The organism is Nitrospirota bacterium, assembly GCA_016219645.1.
Classification (GTDB): Bacteria; Nitrospirota; Nitrospiria; order Nitrospirales; family Nitrospiraceae; genus Palsa-1315.
Genome location: JACRLR010000067.1, coordinates 41294 through 56889 on the forward strand (window position 1 = coordinate 41294; position 15596 = coordinate 56889).

At 55.1% G+C, this 15596-nt stretch carries 15 protein-coding genes; 5 read left to right on the forward strand and 10 right to left on the reverse strand.

Features of this window, described 5'->3' with window-relative positions; genetic code table 11:
• Positions 1 to 20: 20 nt before the first annotated feature.
• From dprA to bfr, 3 genes are all read left to right on the forward strand, one after another.
• Entirely contained in the window at positions 21 to 1139 is a 1119-nt protein-coding gene (dprA, locus tag HZB34_17170) for a DNA-protecting protein DprA (GenBank protein ID MBI5317693.1), read from the forward strand.
• 75 nt (positions 1140 to 1214) lie between these two features.
• A complete protein-coding gene (gene topA, locus HZB34_17175; GenBank protein ID MBI5317694.1) occupies positions 1215 to 3566 on the forward strand; it encodes a type I DNA topoisomerase in 2352 nt (783 codons plus the stop codon).
• A gap of 254 nt (positions 3567 to 3820) precedes the next feature.
• Entirely contained in the window at positions 3821 to 4297 is a 477-nt protein-coding gene (gene bfr, locus HZB34_17180) for a bacterioferritin (protein MBI5317695.1), read from the forward strand.
• Positions 4298 to 4840: 543 nt separating this feature from the next.
• Here the strand turns inward: bfr and HZB34_17185 are convergent.
• From HZB34_17185 to HZB34_17205, 5 genes are all read right to left on the reverse strand, one after another.
• Entirely contained in the window at positions 4841 to 5533 is a 693-nt protein-coding gene (locus HZB34_17185; GenBank protein MBI5317696.1) for an HD domain-containing protein, read from the reverse strand.
• Between the two features lie 106 nt (positions 5534 to 5639).
• Positions 5640 to 6158: a hypothetical protein gene (locus HZB34_17190; protein MBI5317697.1), complete on the reverse strand. Its 519-nt coding sequence runs from the start codon at positions 6156 to 6158 to the stop codon at positions 5640 to 5642.
• A gap of 24 nt (positions 6159 to 6182) precedes the next feature.
• Positions 6183 to 6872: an FMN-binding protein gene (locus HZB34_17195; GenBank protein MBI5317698.1), complete on the reverse strand. Its 690-nt coding sequence runs from the start codon at positions 6870 to 6872 to the stop codon at positions 6183 to 6185.
• Positions 6857 to 7339, reverse strand: a complete 483-nt coding sequence (locus HZB34_17200) for a hypothetical protein (GenBank protein ID MBI5317699.1) — start codon at positions 7337 to 7339, stop codon at positions 6857 to 6859. Before HZB34_17200 ends, HZB34_17195 begins: the two co-directional genes overlap by 16 nt.
• A 58-nt stretch (positions 7340 to 7397) precedes the next feature.
• Positions 7398 to 8879: a hypothetical protein gene (locus HZB34_17205; protein ID MBI5317700.1), complete on the reverse strand. Its 1482-nt coding sequence runs from the start codon at positions 8877 to 8879 to the stop codon at positions 7398 to 7400.
• 446 nt (positions 8880 to 9325) lie between these two features.
• Here HZB34_17205 and HZB34_17210 point away from each other — a divergent pair, with 446 nt between their 5' ends.
• On the forward strand, positions 9326 to 9949 hold the full coding sequence (locus tag HZB34_17210; protein ID MBI5317701.1) for a hypothetical protein: 624 nt from the start codon (positions 9326 to 9328) through the stop codon (positions 9947 to 9949).
• Positions 9950 to 9958: 9 nt separating this feature from the next.
• Positions 9959 to 10981 (forward strand): FAD:protein FMN transferase, encoded by a 1023-nt coding sequence (locus HZB34_17215; GenBank protein MBI5317702.1) that lies wholly within the window; start codon positions 9959 to 9961, stop codon positions 10979 to 10981.
• 27 nt (positions 10982 to 11008) lie between these two features.
• Here HZB34_17215 and HZB34_17220 read toward each other — a convergent pair whose 3' ends face one another.
• The 5 genes from HZB34_17220 to HZB34_17240 form a co-directional block, all read right to left on the reverse strand.
• Complete coding sequence (locus tag HZB34_17220) at positions 11009 to 11950, reverse strand: TonB family protein (protein ID MBI5317703.1); 942 nt, start codon at positions 11948 to 11950, stop codon at positions 11009 to 11011.
• The gene (locus tag HZB34_17225) at positions 11947 to 12321 is read right to left on the reverse strand and encodes a biopolymer transporter ExbD (protein MBI5317704.1); all 375 of its coding nucleotides are present in this window, start codon (positions 12319 to 12321) and stop codon (positions 11947 to 11949) included. The genes HZB34_17220 and HZB34_17225 overlap by 4 nt, the downstream gene beginning before the upstream one ends.
• A complete protein-coding gene (gene exbB / locus HZB34_17230; GenBank protein MBI5317705.1) occupies positions 12305 to 12736 on the reverse strand; it encodes a TonB-system energizer ExbB in 432 nt (143 codons plus the stop codon). Before exbB ends, HZB34_17225 begins: the two co-directional genes overlap by 17 nt.
• Positions 12737 to 12857: 121 nt before the next feature.
• Complete coding sequence (locus tag HZB34_17235; protein MBI5317706.1) at positions 12858 to 13946, reverse strand: ABC transporter ATP-binding protein; 1089 nt, start codon at positions 13944 to 13946, stop codon at positions 12858 to 12860.
• Positions 13947 to 14001: 55 nt separating this feature from the next.
• Entirely contained in the window at positions 14002 to 15585 is a 1584-nt protein-coding gene (locus HZB34_17240) for an iron ABC transporter permease (protein ID MBI5317707.1), read from the reverse strand.
• Positions 15586 to 15596: the final 11 nt, after the last annotated feature.

Consider the following 15596-nt stretch of genomic DNA (forward strand, 5'->3'; position numbering starts at 1 on the left):
GTTCTCCTCCGGACCATCGTATGACCCAGGCGGCGTTAGAGTCTTGGCTTCGTCTGCGGGCGATCGATGGAGTGGGGGATGTGATGGTCCTTCGGTTGGTTCGCGTCTGGCGCTCTCCGGAGATTGTTTTGAATGCCTCCCGTGATGAGTTGGTTCAGGCTGGGTGTAGCCCGCAGCTGGCAGATGCCATACGACGTGGGCCGGATAGTTCCGCCCAGCGGAACATCGAGTCGCAACTTAACGCGATTGAGCGTAGGCGTGTTGAAGTCCGGAACCTGTTGGCCGCCAACTATCCCATGCGACTGAAGATGGTTGCGGACCCTCCACCGCTCCTGTATATCACAGGCACGTTGACTGAGGAGGATGAGCTGGCGATGGCTATCGTAGGTGCACGGCGCGCGACGGCATCCGGACGTGCCATGACTGAAGAGTTGAGCCACGACCTGGCGGAAGCTGGCATGACGGTGGTCAGTGGGCTTGCGCGTGGGATTGATGCAGCAGCTCATCGAGGTGCTCTCGCTGCGCAAGGGCGCACGATCGCAGTGCTGGGCTGTGGGATCGATCAGACGTATCCGCCGGAACATGAACGGTTACGCAAACAGATCGAAGAGCGGGGGGCGATTGTGTCTGAGACACCGATGGGTGAGCCGCCTCGCAGCCATCACTTTCCTCGTCGGAATCGCATTATCAGCGGATTGTCCCTGGGTGTGATCGTGACAGAAGCGGCCATCAACAGCGGATCGTTGATTACCGCAAGATTCGCCGCTGAGCAAGGGCGAGAGGTTTTTGCGGTCCCGGGGTTTGTGAAGGAAGATACGAGTCGTGGAACGAACGCACTGCTCAAAGAAGGTGCGGCCTTGATCGAACGGGCGCAGGATGTCATCGACACGATCCTTCCGCAACTGGAACAGTCATTGCGCCTACGGCTGCAGCCTTCTCGAGAGAAGAAGGTATTCGGCGATCAGCTGGGCGGAGAGGAACAGCGGGTGTATGATGTCTTATCGTATAACCCGCTCACAGTAGACGACGTATGCGTCACCACGAAATTGCCGGCCTCCAACGTGATGGCTTCGCTCTTATCTCTGGAGCTTCGACAGCGGGTCAAACAGCTCCCAGGTCAACGTTATCTTCGGGCGTAATCATTGAACAGTTGCACAGATGATTTTTATTTGATACGGATGAGAGGCAAACTTTCGTAGCGAACCGGAGTCTTCATGGCCAAAGCACTCATTATTGTCGAATCCCCGACTAAAGCACGGACCATTAGCAAGTATCTTGGGCGGGGTTATTCCGTCATGGCCTCAGTCGGCCATATCAAGGATCTACCAACGAGCAAGCTTGGAGTTGACTTGGAACACGATTTTGAGCCGCAGTATGTGACGATCAAGGGGAAATCGAAGGTATTGGCGGAGATTAAAAAGAAGGCGGAACAGGTTGACAAGGTGTTTCTCGCGCCGGACCCTGACCGAGAAGGCGAAGCTATTGCCTGGCATCTCGAGCAGGAGTTGGTCGGCAAACCCAAATCCAAGTCCAGAAAACGAACAGAGGGCAAGGTCTTTCGGGTACTCTTCAACGAAATCACGGAATCGGCCATCAAACGTGCACTGCAATCGCCTGGGCAGGTTGACATGAAGCTGGTGAACGCGCAGCAGGCTCGCCGGGTGCTTGATCGGATTGTGGGATACCAAGGGAGCCAGCTTCTTTGGGCCAAGGTGCGTCGCGGACTCAGCATGGGCCGGGTCCAATCTGTGGCGATGCGATTGATTTGTGAGCGCGAACAAGAACGAGAGGCGTTTCGTGCAGAAGAGTATTGGTCGATTGCGGTGGTCCTGTCAGGAACCAATCCTCCTCCGTTCGAAGCTAAATTGTACAGTATCAACGGACAGGATGCCTCGATTGCAACGGAAACCGATGCGCGGCGCATTGTCGAGTCCATTCAAGGAAAAGACTTCGTTGTCGGTTCGATTGAGCGAAAAGAAAAGAAACGGAATCCTGTCGCGCCCTTCATCACCAGTCGACTCCAACAAGAGGCTGCGCGGAAATTACATTTTTCCTCGAAGAAAACGATGACGCTTGCGCAGAAACTGTACGAAGGGATTGAGATTGGGGCGGAAGGTCCAACTGGTCTCATTACATACATGAGAACGGATTCTCCGCGTATTTCGAGCGAGGCGATGGCCGAAGCGCGCCAGGTGATCCAGGATCGGTTTGGGTCGGAGTACTTGCCTGCCACGCCGAACGTGTATAAGACTCAGAAGGCAGCGCAAGAAGCGCACGAAGCGATCCGCCCCACATCGGCGGCGCGCGACCCGGAGTCGATCAGGCAGTACCTAGAGCCGGACGTCCATAGGTTGTACCAGTTGATCTGGAATCGGTTTATTGCGTCGCAAATGGTTCCCGCGATTCTCGATGTGACTCGCGTGGAGTCGAGCCCGGTGATGACGACTGGGGAATTTCTGTTCCGATCGACCGGCACCGTGGTGAAGTTCCCTGGCCATACGATTGTCTATATGGAGGGGATCGACAAGGAGCTCTTCTCGCAGAGGCAAAAGAATCAGCAGGAGGTCGAAGACGAGTCCGAACGCCAGTTGCCTCTGCTGAGCGAGGGAGAACACCTTCGGCTCGTATCCCAGGAGGGGCAGACCGTTCCCGGTGTGCTGTCGAAACAACACTTTACTCAGCCTCCGCCCCGGTATAACGAAGCGTTGTTGATCAAGGAATTGGAAGAAAAGGGCATCGGTCGGCCATCCACCTATGCGAGTATTATTTCGACGATTCAAGATCGAAAATATGCCGAAAAGGTCGACGGACGGTTCGGCCCCACCGAAACAGGGCGAACCGTGAACGATTTTCTCATGAAGGGATTCCCAGACCTGATCAACGTCGACTTCACCTCGCACATGGAGGAGGAGTTGGACGAAGTCGAAGAAGGCGGCAAGCCGTGGGTCACGGCGGTGCGTGGGTTTTACGGAACCTTCTCTACGGATCTTCAAAAGGCGAAGATGATCCCTGGCCCCAAGGACACGGTGGAGCCGCCGACGGATATTCCCTGCGAGAAGTGCGGCAGGATGATGGAGATCAAATGGGGGCGAAACGGTAAGTTTCTCGCCTGCCCCGCGTACAAGGACAAACCCCCCTGCAAGAATACGCAGAATTTTGAAAAGCTCGAGGATGGCACCATTAAAATCGTCCCCAAAGTCGAGTTAACGACAGATGAGAAGTGCGAGAAATGCAGCAGTCCGATGGTGGTCAAGACCGGGAGGTTTGGCAAGTTTATCGCCTGCTCCGCCTATCCGGAGTGCAAGACCACCAAGCCGCTCGCATTGGGTGTGAAGTGTCCTCAACCAGGCTGTGGCGGAGACCTCGTTCAGAAACGTACGAGAAAGGGGCGCTCGTTCTTTGCGTGCAGTAAATATCCTGCCTGTGAGTATGCCCTGTGGGATCGCCCGATCAACAAGGCCTGCCCGACCTGCAGCGCCCCGTTCCTCATTGAAAAAGTCAGCAAACAAGTCGGCCGCAGCGTTCAATGCCGCAGTGAGGAGTGTGGCTACCGCGAAGCAGGATAGTCCCATTGCCTCAAGCAATGAGTATTTCCCGGCTCATGCCCCCTTCCCTTTCTTTCCCTCCGCCACCGAAACTGAGAACCAGTGTCATCAGCGCTGCAAACTGGCAGTTCTCCCTCTTGTGCTGCCCGGTTGACGGGCGAAGCGGCGGTGATGATAATGGAAGAGACTGCTGAAAAGTCAATGACCCGTATGGACCACCAACACATGCGCCCCTACTGGTGAGGGCCTACCCATCTTGAGAAAGGGGAGAATCCATGAAAGCTAAAGAGGGCGTCATCAACATTCTCAATAAGATTTTGACAGCGGACTTGACGGCAATCAATCAGTACTTTGTCCATGCCAAGATGTGTGAGAATTGGGGCTACGAACGCCTCCATCATAAAGTGCGAGAGCGCAGCATGGCTGAGATGAAGGATGCCGATGAACTCATCGGCCACATTCTTTATCTGGATGGTGTGCCGAACGTGCAGCGTATGAATACGGTGCAGGTGGGCGAAACAGTTCCTGAGCAGCTCAAGCTCGATCTCAAGGCGGAGCAGGAAATGTTGACGTTGCTCAGCGAAGGCGTGGTGCACTGTACGAAGGTAGGCGACTTTACAACCCGCCATATGTTGGAAGATATGGCGAAAGACGTCGATGGGCATATCGATTGGATTGAGATGCAGATGGAAACGATCAAGCAGGTCGGTCTTGAAAATTATCTCGCCGAGCAGATTAAGAAGGACAGCTGACTCACGAATCTCGTCGAATCGGACAGAGTTAGGCCGTCGAAGGAAGAGCAACGAAGGCAAAGAAAGGGTAGTAGGCTCGCACGATCAACAGGATCTCATTCACAACGAAGCGTTGGTTTTCCAGCTGCACCGAGGAATCGTTTGGACAACAACTTGGCCTTTCGAGTACTGGCAGAGACGGCCCGCCCTTGCGTCCCCCACGTGCGTACGGTTGCCCTGAAGGTCTTAGTCCACCGCATATTTCCTCCATACCGGTCAGCTCACTCCTTGACCGGAAACTTCAGCCATCTGCTATGGCACTGGTGATTGAGGAGACTGCGGCGGAAGCTCCCGCAACGGCTGTCTCTCTTTGCCCGCCAGCCTTCTCATCAGGTTTCCCCCTTATCCCTCGAAGTCCTTTGGTCTGGCCTGCGGATCAGTGAACGGATTTTCGGCACACCGCCAATATGGTAGCGGGGAGCTCGGTAAAATGAGTGAGCCCTTTCGCTGGTGAAGTGGTAGGCAGACTCCCACTTCGATGCCGATGTGCCGGTGTCCGGATGGTCATTGGCTATTGTCACGCAGGGCTTCGTCCGCTGCATGACTCGCCAAGGCCTGCGCAAGCGCTTCTACAACGGAGGGGTCGAAATGGGTTCCTGATGAGATGAAAAGCATCCTCAGAGCAATGGCATTGCGCAAGACGTAATCGTAGACACGAGGAACCTTGATGGCGTCAAAGGCGTCAGCGACGGATAGGATTCTCGCTCCGAGCGGGATGAACTTCCCCCTGATGCCGTAAGGATACCCAGATCCATCCCACCGTTCGTGGTGGTGTGCGATGAGGATGGAGGCCTCTTTTATGAAGATAAATGGGTCAAGCAATGTCGCGCCAAGCCGCGAATGATTCTGAAGGGCGACGTAGTCTTCAGATTCAAGCAGATATTTGCCCGCTGAGAGGTGGGCGGGAAGCATCAAGATCCCAATATCGTGGAGAAAGGCGGCAAGTTTCAGATCGTGCAACTCGCATGAAGTCAGATCGAGTACTTGTCCAATCAGTAACGAGATCGTAGCAGTTCTCCGGCCATGGCCTCTCTGCCAGGGGAGTGCGCGATCGATTTCTTTGCTGACTTGCCGGACGAGGATGCTTTCGACGTCACGGCGTGATGCCAGAGGGAGTCGAAGACGATCGATCTTTCGGAGCATCGCCTGCGTCGTGATGATCGCCGGGTGAATCTGCTCAGAGATGTAAGGTTGCATCGTTACTCCTCCAAGAAAACCCAGAGCCCAAGACCACATCGTGATCTTGGGCTCTGGGTGAAAGACCTCTGGCCGTAATCTATGCCGAGCGTCATGGCACGTCAGGTCATTCTTCTGCCCCGTGTTTTCCTGCCATCAGAGGTTGTTTCAGGATCCACATCTCGTAGAGAGGGATCGTCATCATGATGAGGAAACCCACCGTCATGAGGGTATCGCCTGTCAACATCGTGAGTACAAAAATGGGTGAGATATAGCTGATGAGCCAAGGAGACAGGAGGTCCAGCATGACGCCACCGAACGAGATCCAGGTCGTGATAAATTTCAACCGGTTGCCGGCATTGGTGAGATAAAGCACATGCACCAGAATCATAAATACAACCGGCATCGTAAAGAGATGGAAATGAGTGATTTCTGCCAGTTCCCTGAACGACATCGGCTCGCCAAATGTGGCATCCGATCCCCGGTAATGATTGGCAATCCCTTGCGGCGAGAGCCCTGTCATGCTGTGGGCCCAGAAAAATGAAAAGGCAAAACCGGCCAACATCAAGAGGAGAAAGAAGGTGTAAACCAGCCGGATGTGTCGATCTGAATCACGGAGGCGGAAGCGGGTGTTGAAGTTGCGCATGATTGAGAAGGTCGTCGCTCCTGATTAGTTTCCAAAGATGGAGCCAAAAATCCCCTTCTCCGATTTCCTCGCTGCTACTGTGTCGCTGCCGAGTCCTGCCGGCTTGAGATAGAATTCATCGACTAGGACGAGGGCGCGCTTGACACCGGCGCTGATTGAGCGAACGGACATGGTGGCGCCAGTAATGTTGATGATGTCTTTGTTGATGCGAACAGGATCCTGAACGGTCTTGCCTTCGTATTGCACATTGAATCGTTTGGTTCGAACTTCGCTGCCTTTGGCCTCACGAAACACCAATAATTCCACATTTGTACAAGCTCCTGCGGTATCGACTCCGACCAGATACGTCATATGTTTATGTTTGCCGATGGTATTTTGAATCAAGGCGTACCCGTCAATCTGAGCGCCGGTCTCGCCGATGTAGAACTCGAACACTTCCTCGGGAAACTTCCAACCGATCCGTTCTTCTATCTGAGTCTTTCTCTCGGCCGTCAGCCGGATGAGGTCTTTCCGAATTCGGCCGGACTTCGGGAACGTAAGTTTTAAAGCATCATCCTCCGTCATATAGACATCGGCGTGGTTTATTTCCTCCTCGCTGAGATATCGGTGCAGATCGTTGTCCCAGATCCGTTCCGCCGAAAATGCATCGGTGGCGGAGAACATGAGGACCGCGCAGATGGTTGTGATGTGGATCGGCCTTATGTGAGTGAACATCCGTGTTCTTTCATTTTGGCATTCAGACGATTCTGTACATCATGCCGAACCTCCTCGGAAGGATCTGTCTCAGCCCAACCAAAAAGACGCGAGCCTCCTCGAAAGACCCAGCTCTGTCGCTCCTCGGCATAGGTGACCCGAATGACCTCTTCAGTTGCAGGTTCGACATCTACACGTTTGACGGTGAGAAACAGTCGGGACCGATCTTTGCTGTCAGGCACGTCCCGTCGAAGGACGCCGAAACTCCGTCCGGGCATCGGGATTTCCACCCAGGCAGTCTCAATGAGTCCTCGATGCTTGTCCTTGACGGTGACAGAGCGATCCTTCACTGCGTCTAAGGCCGCGTCCCAGACATGGTCGTATGTGCATACGGCGTAACGCTCTTGAACGCCACTGAGGGAGGCGCAACTACTCAGGATGGCGCATGAGACGAGTAGGATGACACTATGAGAACCGTGGTACCACATACAGGCTCCAGAGGCTTGCGTCGCGTTGAAGCGACGCAAGCCTGAAACAGGAACAGACCTAGAAGTATGTTGCTGCCATAAATAAGAAACCGTTGCCGTCTATACGCGTCGTTTGATTGTTGCTCGGATTGTTCACAAAGTTGGTAACGCTCGTGTTTTCCTGGGTGTTGAACATGTAGCTGAATTTGAATACCGTGTCCTCAATCGGTCGGAAGTTGAGGCCAATCGTCAACCGTTCAAGTTCCCGTTGGTTGCTGGGCTGGCCGTTAGCAAGTCTTGAGTTATCACTTGTGTCTGTATCCACCGTCTCCCATCGGACAGTGGCGGTGAATGTCGAAGCTTCCGTAAAATGCGTCGGCGCAAGCCTCCTCAGAAACTCCGGCATGAAATGATAGTTGCCTTGGACGTAGTAGCCGAACATTCCGGAAGGTCCTTGAGTGGTTAAGGTTGTTCCCTGGTTCCCTTCGATGCGGGACCAGGCTGCTTCACCGATGACTTCCCATGGGCCGCGTTGGAGTGTCCAGTCGAGGGCATAGATTCCAATGTAGTCGCTTTGATTGTTGACGCCCGCGGCATTTTTGTTGTTGTACTGGCCGTAGAACGACGATCCGGCGACCTCAATGCCGAGGAAAGGGCTAAATGCCAGACGTCCGACGACAGCTTTATTGTCGTTCAGATCACGCGAGACGCTGCCGCGACAGTTGCGCATTCCGTTCGTGTCCGTGATGGCGCCTCCTCGTGCGTTACAACCCATTCCGTTGACCACGTAGACTTCGTAGTCCAATTTTGAAAGCGAACTCGGATACAGGGAGCCGTAGATACCGGCTCCCGTCTCGAACCAGGTGCTGGGAATGATCAGGCGACTGACCATAGGCCTATCTGGCAGGTCGTTCAGCGGCGAATCGTGCAAGAGGTTGAACTTGCCGACCGGCATCAAGACCATCCCGCCACGGATGTTGATAGCTTCATTGATGAGATAGTCGAGTTGGGCGAATTCAAGGTTCGACGAGCCTGCATTGGTCCCATTCGCCCCGGGAGAATTGTTCCCCCCGCGCTCAAACTCAATTTCTGTTGCGAACTTCACACGATCGGTAATGTCGGCATAGAGAAAGGGAACCATCCGTTCTTGGTTGAAGGAATTCCTGCTGAGGTTGTCAAGCGTGGGTCCTGTCAGGGAACCGAACTTAAAGTCTGCATACCCACCAATTATGGCTCTGGGGGCACTTATGAACGGTTTGGCGTACACTAACTTACCTGACCCTGTCGAACTGAAGCTCAGGGGGACCTTTTCCTCGCCCTTTCGTTCGACACGAATGTCGGGTATGGGACCTGTCGAAATTGGATACTGGGCTCCAGCAGGAGGAGGCTCACCCTCCTTCCTCTCCATAGCGCCTTGCCGCCGCTCATGCTCCTGCATCCGCTTGTTGACGGCTTCGTCGACTAATTTTTGAATGTCCTCTGGGGTCATGTTCTCAGCCCAAACCGGAGTAAACGGCAAAGCTGTAATCACGAGAGCCCCGAGGATTGACCTGATCCTCATTGCAAACCTCCATGGATACCATATTGTGATAGGTCTGACTCGGGACTCGATGGTCTCTGGTCGTTATTGTTGACAACGATAGATCGTATTTTGGTGGATTGGTGCGAAGCCTCCTTTCGTTGAAGAGCGCATCATGATGCGACCCTGCTCCATCCTTTGATAGAAGAGAAAGGGATGACAACGATACGTTTGCAGCGTTTGCACTTAAGTTCCAGCCCCTGTCCATGCACCTTAGCGATCAGTTGACCGCACTCGCAGCGAGTCTCACTGCAGTCTGCAGAGTGGTCGACCGGAGATATCGCACTAGCCATTATTGGGGCCGCCTCATCCAAGTGAAATTGAGAACGATTATTAATATCCTATTTTTGGATTCGAAGTCAAGCGGTGAACGTGTTCGCCAGGATGCAGGATGTATTGGCATCGCAGGAGGCCTATACTATCTGTGCATGCTTCAGAAGCTGTTGAGACAGCAGTGGTGGTGGCAATCTCTCTGTGCATTGAGCTTGAATCTCTCAGGCTGTGCCACAGAACTTCCTGTAACAGTGGCAGAGGCTGATGTATCGGGGGCTTTGGTAGTGGGGCGGGTCGCCACGACCATCACCGGGCACTCGCAACGAGTGTATCCACCTGAACTCCGTTCCTTTGAGCTGATCAATACAGAGAACCAGGAACGATTTAAGATATATGTGAAATCTGCAGACGGGTATTTTTCGCTTTCCCTCCCTCCCGGACGCTATGCAATTAATCGTGTACAAGTCAGTGAAGGTCCATTCTTGACCATGGCGCAGCTCACGGGAAGCTTTGTGCTCGAGCCTGACGTAGTGACCTTCCTCGGTACGTGGCATTTTGGAGTGGACTCTCCGAAATACGGACGCCAAGTGATGATCTCCATCATCCATGACGAACAAGATCATCTGCGAGCCCAACAGTTCGTTAAGGATTCATATCCCACCTTTGACGCCAAGCCTGTGGTGGTGCTGATACCGGAGCCATCGCACGAGCAGGCCCGCTTATTCGAAGTGATGCCCTATCCAAACTATCCAAGATATTTCCGTCGCCACTGGTGGTAAGCGCTATTCATGTCACGCATACGCTCACACATAGCAGTCAACATTCTCGCAGGGCTAGTGGCGCTACTCGTCGGGTGTGGAAGCCTTGTCACGCGATCCGAGCCTGTTGTCGTGAAACGGGCGCAGATGCACATGGGTACGCTGGTCACGATCACTGCGGTTGCAAAGAATGAAACGGTTGCCCAAGCTGCGACCACCGCCGGATTTGCCGAAATCCATCGTCTGGAAGGGCTTCTGAGTACATGGATCCCTACGAGCGAACTATCTCGCGTGAATGCCTCGGCGGGAGTCATGCCAGTCTCTGTGAGTTCAGAAACACTGGCGGTTGTCCAAAACGCGCTTCAAGTTGCGGAGATGACCAACGGCGGATTCAATATCGCTATCGGTCCGGCGGTGGACGCGTGGAACGTGATTGAAAGCCAACGAATACCGACAGAGTCGGAATTGGATGAACTCCGTCCATTGGTAAATCTGCAAGCGGTTCATGCTGACGTGCGCGCCAAGACGATCTTTCTAGAAAAAACAAGGATGCGGATCGATGTGGGGGGAATTGGTAAGGGCTACGCAGCAGATCAAGCCGCCGAGGCGTTACGGAAGGCGGGTGCTGTTGCCGGTGTTGTGGCCCTGTCAGGAGACATTAAAACGTTCGGTCGATTACCTGATGGGAAGCAGTTCCCCATCGGCATTCAACATCCACGACAAGATGGATCGGTGCTAGTCTGGATTGATTTGCAGGACGAAGCGATATCCACCGCGGGGGATTATGAGCGGTTCTTTGAACGGGATGGGGTCCGGTATCATCATATTCTCGACCCCCGCACGCTTCAACCGGCGCGCGGCTGCCAGAGTGTCACAGTGATTGCCCGTGAAGGGGTCTGGGCAGATGGCTTGGACACTGGGATATTTGTCATGGGGGCTGAATTGGGAATGAGGCTGGTCGAAACTTTGCCGGATGTGGAGGCTATTATCGTCGATGCCGATGGTCGTTTGTTGGTATCCTCCGGATTGCAGCAGCGGATTCGCATGCCATAGCAGGATGTGACTAGTCGGCACCTCAGTCTACCGGTCCAGTCGATAACTCATCGGGATTTTGATCGTCATGTCTGGCTTCCCCAATGGGCGAGATAACTGGAATGGAGCTGCTTGCCGTAGGGTTTCCAGTGCAGCCTTGTCGAGACCGAGGTGTCCAGAGCTTTGGAAGACTTCCACCTCTCCAAGACTTCCATCTTCGTTGATCACGGCTTTCACCACGACCTTTCCCTCTGCTCGATCCATCCTGGCTGAGGCGGGGTAGCGTTTCAGCTCTTCCACACGACGTAGAATCATTTCAGAGAGCCACCCGTAGTCGCGCTTGGCCTGAGCATTCGAGGGTAGAGGGGAGACTGCCGCCATCTGCACTGGTGCCGGGACCTGGACAGATGGTTCGATTGGCTCGAGGATTGCTGATGGCGTGCTTAACGATGTTGCCTGGGCAGAAGATTCCTCAGAGACTCTCGTCGATTCTTTGGCTGGATTCACAATTGATGAGGCACCGGTGACCATCGGTTCCCGAATTTCCTGTCTGACTGGCTCAGCTGGCTGTGTCGTGTGAGCAGTCGATTGTAAAGGAATCATTGGTTGCGGTGGATTCGACTCGGTCATCACCGGTGAGGCTGGTCGCTCAATGATCGAGGGAGTCGTCTGTTGGGTAAGCGGCTGGGGCGACGGAAGGGTCTGGGCTGACGCAGACTGCTGTGCGTGGAGAGAGGAAACCGAGGTTGTCGATTGAGCCGATCGGGCTGGCGTTTGGTCTCGGGATGATGCCGTCGGTTGAACAGACTGTGTCGGTGACGTCATGGCAACGTCCCATTTGAAGGCTTCGTTCTGCGGTGCGAGTTGGACTTGCTTCACAAACAAGAGTGCTGTGAACGCCACGGTGCCGTGCAAGAGGACTGAGATAATCCATCCCTGGGCATGCGCTTCCTTCTGGTCTCCGGAGCGATGTGACCCGGCAGCAATCACAGTCGAATGACCTCCAGGCTGACTTGTTGAAATCCCAACCCCCGCACTTCGTCGACCACCGACACGAATCGTTCGAGCAAGGTGACTTTATCCGCCCGCACGATGACCGCCGATTCTCGAGGTTCCACTGTCAGCACACTCTTGAGGCCCCCTTCGGGAACTGTACGGTCGTTGAGAAAAAGCGTGCCGTCGGCAGTCAGGGTGATGATGATGGGCGCATCGGTGCGAGTCCCGACTTCTTTTGCTTTCGCCAGATTGACCGGGATCTGTCCGCTGCTGATGAAAGTCGCGGTGGTCAGGACGATGACCAACAATACCAGCATAACGTCCACGAGCGGGATGACGTTGATCTGATCAATGTCGCGTTGCAAGGTGTTCCTTGTGTAGGGCCAGAATCTCGGTCACTTTCCGTCTGAGCACATTGTTCATGACGACGCAGGGAATTGCGACGAGCAGTCCGACCGCCGTGGCTTTCAGCGCGAGGCTGAGCCCAATCATGATGGCATTGACAGCCATGGTGCCGGAGGTGCCCATCGTGTGGAATGTTAGCATAATACCAAGCACGGTGCCCAATAAGCCAATATAGGGAGCATTCGCGGCCACTGTGCCAATGATAACCAGGCGTCTGGTCAGAACCATTTCCAATCCCAGGCTGTCGGGGTATTGGGCGAGATCGACACGGCGGTAAAAAAGCCACCGCTCCACCGCAATGGCCATTGTCCAGATACTGAGTGCCAGCAGAAGCCCGATGATTCCGTAATCGACCACGTCTTGTAACGCGTTCATGGGGGAGGCCTCGAGTCCTCTTCGTGATTCACGGATCAGTGTGGCAGGAGACCGTGATGAGGGTCTATCAATGCCAGATCGTGAAAAAGCCTGTCAATGCTTGTCAAACCTGCGAGAACGCCTATCCGGTGGAATCCTCTCGACGAAAGAGCACGGTATGGGTTGCCAGGACACGAACTTCTACCGGCGTGCCGGCCTGATAGATGCTCGTGGAGCCTTGGCTGCTATGGACGATTTGGCCGGAGGGGAGACTGACTGTGTACAGATTCTCCGAGCCACGGAATTGGCGAGAGAGGACTCGTGCCCGGGCACCTTTCGTGGGGACGAGGTGAATATCGTCAGGCCGAATCATGACGACCACGGCAGTGCCGTCTTTGCACTCGATCGTGTCGGGAAACTCTCCCAGTTCGGTGCGGACCATACCCTGGGAGACGGTTCCAGGAACGAAGTCTGCCTGACCGACAAAGTCGGCTACGAATGGTGTGGCCGGCATGTGATAGGTCATCTCCGGTGTGTCGAACTGCTCTAAACGGCCTTGGTTGAGGACTGCAATTCGATCGGCCATGGCAAACGCTTCGTCGTGGTCGTGAGTCACGAGCACCGTCGTTGTTTTCGTTCGGCGTAACAGATCGTGCAGTTCTTGGCGCATGCGACCAGCCATGTCAGGGTCCAAATTACTGAATGGCTCATCGAGCAACAGCACGACGGGATGCTGGACAAGGGCGCGAGCCAGCGCGACTCGCTGTTGCTGGCCGCCTGATAATTCGTGCGGATACCGCCGCTCGAATCCTTCCAATCCTGTAAGGCGCAACATTTCCTGGACCCGGGCGGCGCGTTCACTTCGAACAAGGTGGCGGAGTCCAAAGGCGATGTTGTCCTGCACGCGCAGGTGAGGAAACAGCGCATATTCCTGAAAGACCATCCCGACGCGCCGGTTCTCCGTGGGCACTGTCACGTCCGGAGACGACACAAGTTGGCCCGATAAGAACAGTTGGCCTGAGCGAACTGGTTCGAACCCGGCGATCGCCCGCAGAATCGTCGTCTTCCCACATCCCGAAGGACCAAGCAGGCAGAGAATCTCCCCTTCTCGTGCCGAGAAGGAAATTCCCTGGACCGCGGGGTGTCCCGGCTCGTAAGCGCAGGATACAGCACGCAGCTCTAAAACTGAGGAGGCGGGTGTAAAGAGGTTCCCCTCAAATGTGGTCTCCATCGAATGCGCTGGTGCGGTTGAACGGTCCTGGGTCACTGGATCAACATTCCTTCTATTAAGCGGCGCGCCAATCTTTCGAGACCAGCAAGGCCAGCGCCGGGAGGCTCAGCAAGACAATGAGAAGTGCCGAAGGAGCAGCGAGTTGAAAATACTCCTCGCTCGCTTCCATCCAGACACGAATGGCCAGGGTGTCGAATCCCACCGGCCGCAACAGGAGGGTCGCTGGTAATTCCTTCATGGTCTGGAGAAACATCAGGACCCAGGCCACGACAAATCCATTCCGAACGAGTGGTAGCGTCACCCGTCGCCAGGTGTCACGCATTCCGAGGCCAAGGGTGCGCGATACCTCTTCCAGATTCGGCGACAGTTGCTGGAGTGCCGGCTCCAGTGACTGGAGTCCGGCGGGGAGAAAGTGGATCACGTAGGCCACGATGAGGATCAGCGCCGAGCCATAGAACACCGGAGCTATTGTGGTGAAGAGAATGAGAACAGCCAGTGCCGCCACAGGTCCGGGAAGCACATAGCCGGCATAGGCTGCTTGTAGGCAGCTCAGGTTCAGGAGGGTCGGCCTCCGACAGGCGAGATAGGCAAGCGGCAAACCGATCAAGACACCGCCAGTGGAAGCACCGGCGGCCAGGATGGCGCTGTTCCAGACGAATCCAAAAAACCGGTTGTCGATGGTCGCTAACGCCTCGGGCGACAGGCTCCATTGAATCAAGAGTGTGGTTGGGAGTGCGAAGGCCGCGCCAACGATCAACCCTAGATAGCTGATGACTGCAAAGGTACCGAGCCGGCCATAGCGATGCCGTTCCGGAGCTCGATAGCGGCCGGTGGTCTGATAGAACCGGCTCCGTTGGCGGAACCACCGTTCAGTGATCAGGAAAATCAGCGCGATCACGACCAGCAGAAGGCTCAAGATGCTCGCCGCGGTATTGTCGGACCGTCCGGTCATCTGTTGAAACACGGCATAGGTGAGCGTCTGGTAGCGAAGCAATGACACAGCACCGAAGTCCGAGACGACGTACAAGATGACCAGCGCAAGGCCGGCGGCGATCGAGGGGCGCATCAGCGGCAATGTCACGCGCCAGAGGGTCGCGAGACGTGAGACGCCGCTGGCTCGTGCCACTTCCTCGAACGATACGTTCATACTGAGGAGGGCACTACGGCTGAGGAGATAGACGAAGGGAAACGTATCCAACGCCATGACGAGCGTGGCGCCCCAAAAACTGTGGGGAGAAAAGATTCTCGCTTGTGGACCGGCTGCCAGCTGCCAGAGATGCTCGACAGGCCCACCGAATCCCAAGAGGTAAGAGTAGACATAGGCCAATACGTATGTCGGCATCGCCAATGGAAGCACCAAGGCGCCTTCCCATAGCCGACGACCGGGAATCTCTACACGCGTGATCAACCAGGCGGTTGAGACGCCCAGGATCAGCGTGACGACTGCCACGCTGGCAGCCAGCGAGACGGTATTGAATAAGAGCTCTGGAATGCGGGTCGTCCACAAGCGCTGCCAGACGACCGGGTCGGCTGAGAGGGCTTGTGCGGTAACATAGCCGAGCGGGAGCAGGATGATTCCCGCGCTGGCGAGCGCGAGGAGTTGTAGCGGCGACGCAAATTGGTGGCGAGTCGTGACCACGGTGAGTCCCT

Coding starts and splice junctions, on each gene's coding strand:
- HZB34_17195 (MBI5317698.1), bottom strand. CDS start 6,872: ATGTTCACTCACATAAGGCCGATCCACATCACAACCATCTGCGCGGTC.
- HZB34_17235 (MBI5317706.1), bottom strand. CDS start 13,946: ATGGAGACCACATTTGAGGGGAACCTCTTTACACCCGCCTCCTCAGTT.
- HZB34_17210 (MBI5317701.1), top strand. CDS start 9,326: ATGCTTCAGAAGCTGTTGAGACAGCAGTGGTGGTGGCAATCTCTCTGT.
- HZB34_17215 (MBI5317702.1), top strand. CDS start 9,959: ATGTCACGCATACGCTCACACATAGCAGTCAACATTCTCGCAGGGCTA.
- HZB34_17205 (MBI5317700.1), bottom strand. CDS start 8,879: ATGAGGATCAGGTCAATCCTCGGGGCTCTCGTGATTACAGCTTTGCCG.
- bfr (MBI5317695.1), top strand. CDS start 3,821: ATGAAAGCTAAAGAGGGCGTCATCAACATTCTCAATAAGATTTTGACA.
- dprA (MBI5317693.1), top strand. CDS start 21: ATGACCCAGGCGGCGTTAGAGTCTTGGCTTCGTCTGCGGGCGATCGAT.
- HZB34_17185 (MBI5317696.1), bottom strand. CDS start 5,533: ATGCAACCTTACATCTCTGAGCAGATTCACCCGGCGATCATCACGACG.
- topA (MBI5317694.1), top strand. CDS start 1,215: ATGGCCAAAGCACTCATTATTGTCGAATCCCCGACTAAAGCACGGACC.
- exbB (MBI5317705.1), bottom strand. CDS start 12,736: ATGAACGCGTTACAAGACGTGGTCGATTACGGAATCATCGGGCTTCTG.
- HZB34_17200 (MBI5317699.1), bottom strand. CDS start 7,339: ATGTGGTACCACGGTTCTCATAGTGTCATCCTACTCGTCTCATGCGCC.
- HZB34_17190 (MBI5317697.1), bottom strand. CDS start 6,158: ATGCGCAACTTCAACACCCGCTTCCGCCTCCGTGATTCAGATCGACAC.